Raw genomic sequence first — 12,033 nt, 5'->3', positions numbered from 1 at the left:
CCCAAGGGACCCGGCTACGAGCGCGTCGTCAGCGTCGACAGCTGGTCGGTGTCGTAGCGGTTTCGCAGATCGGCGAGCGCTTTCGGATCCGGCGCGCCCTGCGCCGTGAGTTCGGCAAGCTCTTCGAAATAATGCTCGTGACCGGGCGGAGAGACGGTCATCAGCACGCGCGCCGGCTTCTCGCCGACATTCGTGATGTTGTGCGGCATTCCCGGCGGGATGAACAGAAAAGTGCCGGGCGTTGCCTGGATCGTCCTGTCGCCGACATGCCATTCACACTCGCCCTCGAGCAGGTAAAAGGTCTCCTCCTGCACCCGGTGAACATGCCGCCCGGTGGCGAATTCCGGCGGGATCGTCCAGTCGAACATGCTCGTATGCCTGGTATTTTCATCGGTAACGAGGAAAGCCATTGGATGGCCACGCAACATGACGCCCTTCTTCTCGTCGGGCATGCGGATGACGGCATCAGCGCTCATATGATCCTCCTCTGACAGGGTGCTTGTTTCTGGCAAGCGTTCGCGCAACATCGGCCGTTCACACCGGAAAGTCGTGAATCCGTTGCCAAAAATTTGCTAAAAGACTCGAATGACAGCCAGGGGCGACGCCTACCAGTTCGGCCCGTTCCGCCTCGATCCTGAGGTGGGCATTCTCTTTTACGGGGCCGAGCCAACCATGCTCGGGCGGCGCTCCGTGGCGCTGCTGCGGCTGCTGATCCAGAATGCGGGCCAACCCGTATCGAAGGACGCGCTGATCGAGGCTGGCTGGGGCGGATCGGCGGTTGCCGACAACAATCTGACGGTTCAGATCGCAGCCTTGCGCCGGACTCTGGCCGACGCGGCGAATGTCGCGAGTTGGATCGAGACGCTGCCGCGCCGCGGCTATCGCTATGTCGGACCGGCCCTTGTCACCAATGTTCCCGATACCTCGGCCGCCGCCCGCGCCGCGTCGGCGCCGAGCTTGCCTGAGAAGCCCTCCGTCGCGGTCCTGCCGTTCTCGAATTTGAGCGGCGACCCGCAGCAGGAATATTTTGCCGATGGGATGGTCGACGATATCATCACAGGTCTGGCGCGCATCAAGTGGCTGTTCGTCATCGCGCGAAACTCGACCTTCAGCTACAAGGGTCGCGCCGTCGACGTGAAGCAGGTCGGCCGCGAGCTTGGCGTTCGCTATGTCCTCGAAGGCAGTGTGCGCAAGGCTGGCGGCAGCGTGCGTGTCACCGCGCAGATGATCGATGCTTCGACTGGCGCTCATGTCTGGGCCGAGCGCTACGATCGCAGCTCCGAAGACATCTTCGCGCTCCAAGACGAGATCGCACTGGCAGCAGTAGGAGCGATTGCGCCAAGCGTGCGGAAAGCCGAAATCGAACGAGTCAGGCGCAAGCGCCCCGACAGTCTCGATGCCTACGATCTCGTGCTGCAGGCCCAGCCCGACGTGGATTCAGGCATGCCGGAGCAGGTGACTAGGGCGCTGGTGCTGCTCGAGCGTGCGCTCGCGCTCGAACCGGCCTATGCGCTGGCGCATGGCAATGCCGCGATGTGCCATCATTGCCTGTTCCTCCGCGCCGGCCTGCAGGAGATCAACCGTGCGTCTTCGATCCGCCACGCGCGATCGGCCATCGTTCACGGGCAGGATGATGCGCTCGCCCTCACATGGGCGGGCTTTTCCATCGGAATGGATGCGCATGATCGCGCCGGTGCGTTCGCGGCATTGGAAGCTGCGCTTGCCATCAGCCCGTCATCGGCGCTGACCTACATCCTCGGCAGCGTCATGCTTGGATGGAGCGGTGAAGCGGAGCGCGCGATAGAGTGGAGCGAGCAGGGCGTGCGGCTGAGCCCGTTCGATTCATGGGCCTGGGCTGCATTTGATGCGCAGGCGATGAGCCATTTGCTGCGCGGCCGTTACGAAGAGGCTTGCCGTGCTGCCTACAAGTCCGTCCAAGCCAATCCGGCGCACAGCATCACCTATGTGCAATTGGCCGCCGCGCTGGCCAAGCTTGGCCGATTGGACGAAGCGAGGGCGGCTGCCGCCCGCGTGATCGAGCTTCAGCCCGGCTTTCGCTACAGCCGCCAGTTTGCAGGCGTGAATTGCGCGCCCGCGCTCGCGCAGGCTCTTGGCAGCGCACTACGGGCAGCCGGATTACCTGAGTAGATGACGAACAGCGCGTGTTCCGTTGGCCAGCGAGACGCCGTTGTTTCCTGCCCTTGCTCAGTTCGTCGCCGGAGCGCGCTTCTTCCTCTTGCCTTTCGACTTATCCGCCGAGGCGGCCGGCGTATTCTCGTCATAGCCGGCATAGGCCTGGTAGTCGCGTGCGGTCGGCTCCGGCACCACGACGTTGTTGTCGACGAAGACGAACTGGGTAGCGGCCGACGGGTCGGTAACCTGCACCTGGTAGGGATGCAGCTGCGAATAAAGCACCTCGTCGCCGTGCTGAACCGCGATGCGGATCGGCATGGTGATGGTGCCGGGCGCGAACATCGGCCCCGGCACGACCTTGCCGGCGACGGCTATCTTCATCGACATCTGACCATTGGCATGGGTGCAATCGCGCGTCACATCGGTGATCGAGGCCTGGTAGATGATCTTGGACGGATCGTGAGCGGGATCGACGGGCTGGCCGTTGGGGCCGGTCTGGGCGGCCGCGGCTGCTGCCTCGGCCTCGGCTTGCGCCGCGGGGTCAAGCTTCTTTTTCTTGGGCTTCGCCGTTGCGCCCTTGGCATAGCTGTTGAAATAGGCGGTGCCGTCGCGCAGCGACACTTTCGGGCAATAGGCGCGCAACTGGCTGGCGAGTATCTTGGGATCCTGCGGCGGCGGCGGCGCGGTCGGATCCTTCTTGGTCAAACCAAAGTTAAGAATGCCACTGTCGCCCGATTGGCAGCCGGCGGCGGCAAGCATAAAGCCGGTAAGCGCCAGACCCGCGACAAATCGACGGTTGACCGAATAAAACGCCATGAAACTGCACTTCCCTCTCACAAAGCCGGTGACGTATAGCAACCGCGCGGCAAAAATGCGACTGAGCCGGCTCGGAAAATTAACAATTGCCGTGGATGACGCGACCGGCAGCAATGGGCCTTTGACGATGCAATATGTGAGTACCCGCGGGGATGCGCCCGCGCTTGGATTTTCGGACGCGGTGCTGGCTGGCCTCGCGCGCGACGGCGGGCTTTACGTGCCGCGCGAATGGCCGCAGTTTTCGGCCGCCGACATCCGCGCCATGCGCGGGCTTGCCTATCCGGACCTTGCCATCCGCGTCTTGACGCCGTTCCTCGGCGGCGAGATCGCGGCGCCGGTCTTCGAGCGGCTGGTGCGAGAAGCCTATGCGACTTTCCGGCATGAGGCCGTCTGCCCGCTGGTGCAGACCGGGAAAAACACCTTCATCCTCGAGCTCTTCCACGGGCCGACGCTGGCCTTCAAGGATGTGGCCATGCAGTTGCTGGCGCGGCTGATGGACCACGTGCTTGCCGAACGCAGCCAGCGCGCCACCATCGTCGGCGCGACCTCGGGCGACACCGGAGGTGCTGCGATCGACGCCTTCGCCGGCCGCGACCGCACCGACATCTTCATCCTTTTCCCGCACGGCAAGGTCTCGCCGGTGCAGCAGCGCCAGATGACGACGTCGAGCGCCCCCAACGTCCATGCGCTGTCGGTCGAGGGCAATTTCGACGACTGCCAGGGCCTTGTGAAGGACATGTTCAACGACCACGGCTTTCGCGACCGGGTGTCGCTTTCGGGCGTCAATTCGATCAACTGGGCCCGCATCATGGCCCAGATCGTCTATTATTTCTCATCGGCCCTGTCGCTCGGCGCGCCCGACCGGCCGGTCTCCTTCACTGTGCCGACCGGCAATTTCGGCGATATCTTCGCCGGCTACGCCGCCAAGCGCATGGGGCTGCCGATCGAGCGGCTGATCATCGCCACCAACGACAACGACATCCTAGCGCGCACGCTGGCGAGCGGCGAATACCGCACCAAGGGCGTGTTCGCCACGACCTCGCCGTCGATGGATATCCAGGTATCGTCGAATTTCGAGCGCCTGCTGTTCGAGGCTTCGGGCCGCAACACCGAGACGGTCAGGCGCTACATGAACGGGCTGAAGCAATCAGGCGCCTTCACCATCGAGGAGGGCGAGTTCAAGCGCATCCGCGCCGAGTTCGACGCCGGCCGCGCTACTGTCGACGAGGTCGCCGCCACCATCCGCACGACGCTGGAGAACAGCAACTACCTGCTCGATCCGCATACGGCGGCGGCCGTTCATGTCGCGGTCGCCCATGCCTCCGGTCCGGTGCCCATCGTGGTGCTCGGCACCGCGCATCCGGCGAAATTCCCGGCGGCGGTGGAGGCTGCGAGCGGCATCGCCCCTACCCTGCCCGCATGGCTAGGCGGCTTGATGACAGCCGACGAAAAATACACGATACTTCCATCCGACTTGAAAATGGTGGAAGATTACGTGAGCCGCCACTCGCGGGCGGCGCGTTAAGGAGCACTTGCCATATGGGTGTTGAGGTAAGCCGTCTGTCGAACGGCCTGACAGTCGCCACCGAAACCCTTCCAAGCATCGAATCGGTTGCCCTAGGGGCCTGGGTCAAATCAGGCGCCCGCAATGAGCGGGACGACGAGCATGGCATGGCCCATCTGCTCGAGCACATGGCGTTCAAGGGCACCAAGCGCCGCAGCGCCTTCGAGATCGCCTCGGAAATCGAGAATGTCGGCGGCGAGATCAATGCTGCCACCAGCGTCGAGACGACTTCATACTACGCCAGAGTGCTTTCGGACGACGTGCCGCTGGCGGTCGATATCCTGGCCGACATCCTGCAGGAGTCCGAATTCGATCCCGACGAGCTTGAGCGCGAGCAGCATGTGATCCTGCAGGAGATCGGCGCCGCGCACGACACGCCCGACGACATCGTCTTCGACCGCTTTACCGAAACGGCCTTCCGCCATCAGACCATCGGCCGCTCGATCCTGGGCACGCCGGAGACGGTCAAATCCTTCACCTCCAAACAGCTGCACAACTTCATCGAACGACAATATGACGCAGAGCGGATGGTCATCGTGGCCGCCGGCGACGTCAAGCATGACAATTTCGTGCGCGAGGTCGAAAAACAGCTCGGCGGCTTTCGTTCCAAGGCGGCGGGCAATATCCCGCAATATGCGCAATATGTCGGCGGCGACTTCCGCGAGGACCGCGACCTGATGGATGCGCAGATCGTGCTGGGCTTCGAGGGCCGCGCCTATCATGTGCGCGATTTCTACGCCTCGCAGGTGCTGTCGATGATCCTGGGCGGCGGCATGTCGTCGAGGCTGTTCCAGGAGGTGCGCGAGAAGCGCGGCCTCTGCTATTCGGTCTATGCTTTCCATTGGGGTTTTTCCGACACCGGCATCTTCGGCGTGCATGCCGCGACCGGGCAGAGCGACATCGCCAAGCTGGTGCCGGTGATCATCGACGAATTGCAGAAGGCCGGCGAGAGCATCCAGCAGGACGAGCTCGACCGGGCGCGCGCGCAATATCGCGCCGGCCTCATCATGTCGGCCGAGAGCCCGGCCAGCCGCGCCTCGCAGATCGCAAGGCAGCTGCTTCTGTTCGGGCGACCGATCGCCAAGGAGGAATTGATGGAGCGGCTTTCGGCGCTGACCATCGAGCGGCTGACCGACCTCTCCTCGCGGCTGTTTTCGACCAAGCCCACGCTCACCGCGGTCGGCCCTGTGGGCACGCTTGCGCCCTACGAGGCGATCCTCGAATCGCTTGCGGGCCCGCAGACGACGGCCCGCCGGCTCGCCGTCTGATCTTCGACCAAAACCGTGTTCGCGCTTCCTTTCTTTCGCCGCGACCTGCCGGCACTGAAGGGCGACAAGGTCACGCTGCGCGTGCCCTTGACCAACGACTACCGCGAATGGTCGGCGGTGCGGGGCGAAAGCCGTGCTTTCCTCGAACCTTGGGAGCCGCGCTGGCAGCCGGATGAGCTTGACCGCACTGCCTGGCGGCTGCGCATCAGCCGCTACCGCGAGGACTACGCGCAAGGCACGGCCATCGCCTTCTTCATCTTCGAAAAATCGAGCGGCAAGCTTGCCGGCGGCATCACGCTCGGCAACATCCGCCACGGCGTCGCGCAGAGCGGCCATATCGGCTACTGGATCGGCGAACGCTTCGGCGGCCGCGGCCTGATGACCGAGGCGGTCAAGCTGGTGTCGCGCTTCGCCTTCGATACGCTCAGGTTGCACCGGATCGAAGCTGCCTGTATTCCCGAAAACGCCCGGTCGATCCGCGTGCTTGAAAAAGCCGGATTCCGGCGCGAAGGACTTCTGCGATCCTATCTCAGGATCAATGGCATCTGGCAGGATCACTACCTCTACGCCCGAATCGCGGACGATCCCCCGGGCGAAGGAACGAAGGGCTGATTGTGACGAATTCTCCGCGATTAGCGTCGCTGTTCGCCCTCATCATGACGGTCGTCGTCACGCTTTTTTCGGCCATGCCGGCCTTCGCCGTCGAGCCGATCAAGATCGCGCGCGACGACAAGGCGCTGGACCTCTCCGGCGCGGTGGAGATCTACCGGAACCAGGGCGAGAATTTCCAGGTCTCGACCGCGCCCGGGCCCGACGGCATCGTGCGGCGCATCGAGGTGGAGGCCAATGACGCGCGCTCGAGCGGCGACTGGGCCGTCTTCGCGCTCGCCAACTCCACCGACCAGCAGCTCGACCGGCTGATCGTCGCGCCGCATTTCCGCCTGGTGAATTCCGGTCTCTTCTGGCCCGACCTCGGCTCGACGCGCATCGCCGCGATCACGCCCAGCGAAGGCTTCGCGCTCGACCGCCAGACAAGCCCTGACGCCGACGTGTTCCGGGTGACGCTGAACCCCGGAACGGTGGTCACGTTCATCGCCGAGCTCGCCTCGCCAAAGCTGCCGCAGGTCTATCTCTGGGAGCCGGATTCCTACAAGGACTCGGTCAATTCCTACACGCTGTTCCGCGGCATCGTCATCGGCATTTCAGGCCTTCTGGCGCTGTTCCTGACCATCCTGTTCGTGGTCAAGGGAACCTCGATGTTCCCGGCCACCGCGGCGCTCGCCTGGGCGGTGCTGGCCTATATCTGCGTCGACTTCGGCTTCCTCAACAAGATCATCGAGATATCGCCCGGCAACGAGCAGATATGGCGGGCCGGCACGGAGGTGGCTCTAGCCGCAACCTTCGTGGTGTTCCTGTTCGCCTATCTCAACCTCAACCGGTGGCACGGCCATTTCAGCTATGGCGCGCTGGTCTGGATCCTGGGTCTGCTTCTGATCGCCGGCGTCGCCATCGTCGATCCGGCGGTCGCCGCCGGCATCGCCCGCCTCTCCTTTGCCGCCACCGCGCTCACCGGTCTCGGCCTCATCATCTTCCTTGGCATTCGCGGCTATGACCGCGCCATCATGCTGGTGCCGAGCTGGGTGATGGTGCTCCTATGGCTATGCGGGTCGTGGATGGCGATCACGGGCATGCTGGACAACGACATCGCCCAGCCGGCGCTGGGCGGCGGGCTGATCCTGATCATCCTCTTGATCGGCTTCACGGTCATGCAGCACGCCTTTGCCGGCGGCGCGCTGCACCAGGGCCTGTTCTCCGACCTCGAGCGGCAGGCACTGGCCGTGGCGGGCTCGGGCGACATCGTCTGGGACTGGGACGTGCTGCGCGACCGCGTGGTGACCAAGCCGGACATCAGCCTGCAGCTCGGCCTTGCGCCGAACAGCCTTGGGGGTGCTGCCCGCAACTGGCTGCCGGTGCTGCATGCCGACGACCGCGACACGTTCCGCACCACGCTCGACGTGGTGCTGGAGCATCGCCGCGGCAAGGTGGCGCAGAATTTCCGCCTGCGCGGCGCCGACGGCCACTACCATTGGTTCTCGCTGCGCGCCCGCCCGGTTATCGGCTCCGACGGCGAGGTGATCCGCTGCGTCGGCACCATGGTCGACGTTACCGAACAGAAGAAGTCCGAGGAAAGGCTGCTGCACGATGCCGTGCACGACAATTTGACCGGCCTGCCGAACCGCGAATTGTTCATGAACCGGCTGGAGGCGATCATCTCGATCGCCCGCACCGAGGAGAAGGTGCGCCCGACGGTCTTCATCATCGATATCGATCGCTTCAAGCAGGTCAATGACGGTCTGGGCATTTCCGCAGGCGACACCATTCTGCTCACTGTTGCGCGCCGGCTGCACCGGCTGCTCAAGCCGAAGGATTCGCTGTCGCGCTTTGCCGGCGACCAGTTCGCGCTGATGCTGCTTTCGGAGCAGGACCCGGCCCGCATCGCGGCGATCGCCGATGCCATCAAGCATGCGATCAACAATCCGATCACCTTCGCCAAGCGCGAGATCGTGCTGACCGGTTCGATCGGCCTGATCACCTGGACGACGGCGCAGACTTCGGCCGAGGATATGGTCAAGGACGCCGAGCTTGCCATGCACCAGGCCAAGCGCTTCGGCGGTGACCGGATCGAGCCGTTCCGGCCGGCCTTCCGCACCGTCGGCACCGACCGGCTGCAGTTCGAATCCGACCTTCGCCGCGCCATCGAGCGGCGCGAGTTCACGCTTGCCTACCAGCCGATCGTGCGGCTGGAAGACGGCAGCGTCGCCGGCTTCGAGGCGCTGCTGCGATGGGACCATCCGCGCCGCGGCATGATCCCGCCGGGGGACTTCATCCCGGTCGCCGAGAATTGCGGGCTGATCGTGCAGCTCGGCCTGTTCGCCATGCAGCAGGCGGCCGAGGACCTGGCGGGTTGGCAAAAGCAGATCGGCGACGCGCCGCTGTCGGTCTCGGTCAACCTCTCCAGCCGCCAGCTCATCCGCCGCGACCTGGTCAGCGACGTGCGCTCCGTGATCGCGCGCGCCAATCTGAAGCCGCGCTGCTTCCGGCTCGAGCTCACCGAATCCCTGGTGATGGACAATCCCGAGCAGACCGCGCATGTGCTGACCAAGCTGAAGCAGCTCGGCATCGGGCTGTCGCTCGACGATTTCGGCACCGGCTATTCCTCACTCTCCTATCTGACGCGCTTCCCCTTCGACACGATCAAGATCGACAAGAGCTTCGTCGACGACGCCACGCCGAAGCGCGCCGTGCTGCTCAAATCCATGGTCAACATGGCGCATGAGCTCGGGCTTTCGGTTGTCGCGGAAGGCATCTCCGACGAGAGCGACGCGCTGGAGCTGCGCCAGATGGGCTGCGAATATGTCCAGAGCTTCATGTTCGGCGCGCCGATGCCCGGCGATCAGGTGCTGAAGACGCTGAGGGAGCAGTATCCGCTGACCCAGGCTTAGAGGCCGTTTGGAAACTCTACTCCTGCGGCCATCTGGCGGCGCTTTCTGCGCTTCCGGTGCTCACGTGCGTTAAGCACGCTCCGGTCCGGTTCTCGAAATCACCACCATATGACTCGCATGAGCGAGTTTGGAAACGGCGTCTGCTCGGCACGGCAGGCTAAGCGTGCCCGGCGGCGGCGCTCAGATGGGCGAGGTCGATGCCGATCGAGGCGAGGATGCGGTCGTATTTGCGCTCGATGTCGGTGTCGAAGAGAAGCTCGGGCGTTGCCGGACAGGTGAGCCAGCCATTCTCGGCGATCTCCGTTTCGAGCTGGCCGGCGCCCCAGCCGGAATAGCCAAGCGCCATCAGCGCATAGCGCGGGCCACGGCCGGTGGAGATGGCGCGCAATATGTCGACGGTTGCCGTCAGGCAGATATCGTCGGAGACGTTGAGCGAGGACTCCACGCGATAGTCGCCGGAATGCAGAACGAAGCCGCGGCTGCGGTCGACCGGCCCGCCATTGCGCACGACGAAATCGCGCGTATGCGCCGGTAGGCGGATCGCTTCCTGCTCGTTCATGATGCCGAGCTGCACAAGCAGGTCCGGAAACAGCATCTGCTGCGTCTGGTTGATGATCAGGCCCATCGCGCCCTCGTCGCTATGGGCGCAGACGTAGATGACGGAGCGCGCGAAACGGTCGTCCTTCATGCCCGGCATGGCAATCAGGAACTGGTCGTCGAGGAAGCCGCGTCCGGCGGCCGCCTTCTTGTGGCGCAGCAAGTCCATGGCTTGAGCGTAACGCGTTTCGGCAGCGCCGAAAAGATGGTGCGGGTCCCCGATGTCACGCAAATATGATACCGGGAAGCTGACGAAGTCATTGCGCGGCCAAGAACGGACGGTCAAATCACCGCTATGCGATATATGAAAATACTGGTTATCGGTGCCGTTTTCGGGTGGGCTGCAAGCCTCCCCGCCGAAGCCTCCTCCTCGAACTGGTACAACAGTGAAGGCGGCAAGGTTCGGCTGGTGACCACCGGCAAGCCCGACCAGGCCGGCAAGATCCACGGCGTGCTCGATATCGCCTTGAAGCCCGGCTGGAAGACCTATTGGCGCGATCCGGGCGATGCCGGCGTGCCGCCGCAGCTCGACATCTCCGGCAGCACCAACATCGCCGACGCCCAATTGTCGTTCCCGCCGCCGCAGCGGCATGACGACGGCTACGGCAAATGGGCCGGCTACGATCGTCCGGTGTCGCTGCCGGTGACCTACACGGTGTCTTCGCCCGGCCAACCGGCGACCATCGACGCCCATGTCTTCCTTGGCATCTGCGAGACGATCTGCATTCCAGTGCAGACCCGGCTCAGTGTCGATCCCGACTCCGATCCGGACAACGCGACCGACGTCGCACTGGTGAAAACCGCGCTCGCGACGCTGCCTTCCCCGGCCCGATCCGATTTCGGAGTCAGCGTGCTGCCCGGCGATCACGAAACTCTTGTCGTCCAGGCGCAGTCGCCCGGCGATCCGCAATCCGTCGACTTCTTCATCGCCGGCGAGCGCGACTACATGTTCGGCGCGCCGGTGCGCAGCCAAAGGGACGGCAAGCTCGTCTTCACCGTGCCGATCCTCGACCGGCCGTCGGCGACGCCGACCGATGGCGGGCTATATTACACGCTGACCAGCGCCGAGGGCTCGGTCGACGGGTTGCTGCCTTTCCCTTGATCCAGGGTTGTGAAGAGGTTGCCGGAGCCCGCGCAGTCCGATATCGAAAACATCGGTCCTTCCCATCCCCCAAGCGAGGCTCCCCATGACCATTTCGGTTGGCGAAAAACTGCCCGAAGTAACCTTCAAAGTGATGACCGCCGACGGCGCCAAGCCGATCACCGGCGATGAGATATTCGCCGGCAAGAAGGTGGTGCTGTTCGGCGTTCCCGGCGCCTTCACGCCGACTTGCAGCAACAACCACCTGCCGGGCTATCTGGAGAACCATGACGCCATTCTTTCGCGCGGCGTCGACACGATCGCCGTCGTCTCGGTCAACGACGTGCATGTCATGGGCGCCTGGGCGCGGTTCACCGGCGGCGAAGGCAAGATCCTCTATCTCGCCGACGGCAGCGGTGATTTCGCCAAATCGGTGGGGCTGGACAACGATCTTTCCGCCGCCGGCATGGGGCTGCGCTCGAAGCGCTTTTCGATGATCGTCGACGACGGCAAGGTCATGGCGCTCAATGTCGAGACCAAACCGGGCGTCGACGAGTCCGGCGCCGCCAAGATCCTCGAGCAGCTCTGATGCTCGACACCATCTGGCGCGCAGTGGCGATCGGCATCGGCGCCACGGTGTTCATGGACATCTGGGCGATCATCCTCAATAAGGCAATCGGCCAGCCATTGCCCAACTGGGCCATGGTGGGACGCTGGGTGCGGCATCTGCCGGAGAGGGTCTTTCACGACGATATCGGCAAGGCGGCGCCCTATACGCATGAAAAGGCGCTCGGCTGGGCGTTCCACTACCTCGTCGGCATTCTCTACGGCGTGATCCTTGTCGTGCTCGCCGGCGCGGGCTGGTTGGCGACGCCGACATTCCTGCCGGCCTTCATCCTCGGCATCGTCACGGTCGGGGCGGGCTGGTTCCTGCTGGCGCCTGGCATGGGCGCCGGCTGGGCGGCATCCAAGCTCCCCAACCCGACGAAGGTGCGCGCGCTCAACCTCCTGGCGCACACGGTGTTCGCGCTCGGCATGTTCTCGACGGCGCTGCTGATCCGCTGACGATTC

11 protein-coding genes are annotated in these 12,033 nt (G+C 64.2%); 8 read left to right on the top strand and 3 right to left on the bottom strand.

The window, feature by feature from the left end; translation table 11 throughout:
• Positions 1 to 14: 14 nt before the first annotated feature.
• Positions 15 to 476, bottom strand: coding sequence for a cupin domain-containing protein (locus LB528_RS09080; RefSeq protein WP_224714596.1), 462 nt, complete (start codon positions 474 to 476; stop codon positions 15 to 17).
• A gap of 109 nt (positions 477 to 585) precedes the next feature.
• On the opposite strand from LB528_RS09080, the gene LB528_RS09075 reads away from it, so the two are divergent.
• Positions 586 to 2,148 (top strand): winged helix-turn-helix domain-containing tetratricopeptide repeat protein, encoded by a 1,563-nt coding sequence (locus tag LB528_RS09075; protein WP_224714595.1) that lies wholly within the window; start codon positions 586 to 588, stop codon positions 2,146 to 2,148.
• Positions 2,149 to 2,205: 57 nt separating this feature from the next.
• Here the strand turns inward: LB528_RS09075 and LB528_RS09070 are convergent, their stop codons facing one another.
• The gene (locus LB528_RS09070; protein ID WP_224714594.1) at positions 2,206 to 2,949 is read right to left on the bottom strand and encodes a hypothetical protein; all 744 of its coding nucleotides are present in this window, start codon (positions 2,947 to 2,949) and stop codon (positions 2,206 to 2,208) included.
• A gap of 127 nt (positions 2,950 to 3,076) precedes the next feature.
• Here LB528_RS09070 and thrC point away from each other — a divergent pair, with 127 nt between their 5' ends.
• The 4 genes from thrC to LB528_RS09050 are packed head-to-tail and all read left to right on the top strand — an operon-like array spanning position 3,077 to position 9,284.
• Positions 3,077 to 4,474, top strand: coding sequence for a threonine synthase (gene thrC / locus LB528_RS09065; RefSeq protein ID WP_224714593.1), 1,398 nt, complete (start codon positions 3,077 to 3,079; stop codon positions 4,472 to 4,474).
• Positions 4,475 to 4,488: 14 nt separating this feature from the next.
• Positions 4,489 to 5,781 (top strand): M16 family metallopeptidase, encoded by a 1,293-nt coding sequence (locus LB528_RS09060; protein ID WP_224515438.1) that lies wholly within the window; start codon positions 4,489 to 4,491, stop codon positions 5,779 to 5,781.
• A gap of 15 nt (positions 5,782 to 5,796) precedes the next feature.
• Complete coding sequence (locus tag LB528_RS09055; protein ID WP_224515435.1) at positions 5,797 to 6,393, top strand: GNAT family N-acetyltransferase; 597 nt, start codon at positions 5,797 to 5,799, stop codon at positions 6,391 to 6,393.
• A gap of 44 nt (positions 6,394 to 6,437) precedes the next feature.
• Positions 6,438 to 9,284, top strand: a complete 2,847-nt coding sequence (locus tag LB528_RS09050) for an EAL domain-containing protein (protein WP_263487086.1) — start codon at positions 6,438 to 6,440, stop codon at positions 9,282 to 9,284.
• Between the two features lie 157 nt (positions 9,285 to 9,441).
• On the opposite strand, the gene LB528_RS09045 is transcribed toward LB528_RS09050, so the two are convergent.
• Positions 9,442 to 10,050 carry a YqgE/AlgH family protein gene (locus tag LB528_RS09045; RefSeq protein ID WP_224714591.1) on the bottom strand — a complete coding sequence of 203 codons (609 nt, stop codon included), beginning with the start codon at positions 10,048 to 10,050 and terminating at the stop codon, positions 9,442 to 9,444.
• Positions 10,051 to 10,176: 126 nt separating this feature from the next.
• Between LB528_RS09045 and LB528_RS09040 the strand changes: the two genes are divergently transcribed.
• The 3 genes from LB528_RS09040 to LB528_RS09030 all read left to right on the top strand — a co-directional run bounded on the left by LB528_RS09040 (position 10,177) and on the right by LB528_RS09030 (position 12,027).
• Positions 10,177 to 10,983 carry a protein-disulfide reductase DsbD domain-containing protein gene (locus LB528_RS09040; RefSeq protein WP_318012288.1) on the top strand — a complete coding sequence of 269 codons (807 nt, stop codon included), beginning with the start codon at positions 10,177 to 10,179 and terminating at the stop codon, positions 10,981 to 10,983.
• A gap of 85 nt (positions 10,984 to 11,068) precedes the next feature.
• Positions 11,069 to 11,551, top strand: a complete 483-nt coding sequence (locus LB528_RS09035; RefSeq protein ID WP_224714589.1) for a peroxiredoxin — start codon at positions 11,069 to 11,071, stop codon at positions 11,549 to 11,551.
• Positions 11,551 to 12,027, top strand: coding sequence for a DUF2938 domain-containing protein (locus LB528_RS09030; protein ID WP_224714588.1), 477 nt, complete (start codon positions 11,551 to 11,553; stop codon positions 12,025 to 12,027). Before LB528_RS09035 ends, LB528_RS09030 begins: the two co-directional genes overlap by 1 nt.
• Positions 12,028 to 12,033 lie beyond the last annotated feature (6 nt).

The sequence above is a fragment of the Mesorhizobium sp. CA4 genome, from assembly GCF_020165075.1.
Classification (GTDB): domain Bacteria; phylum Pseudomonadota; class Alphaproteobacteria; order Rhizobiales; family Rhizobiaceae; genus Mesorhizobium.
This window is presented reverse-complemented; position numbering and strand designations above follow the sequence as displayed.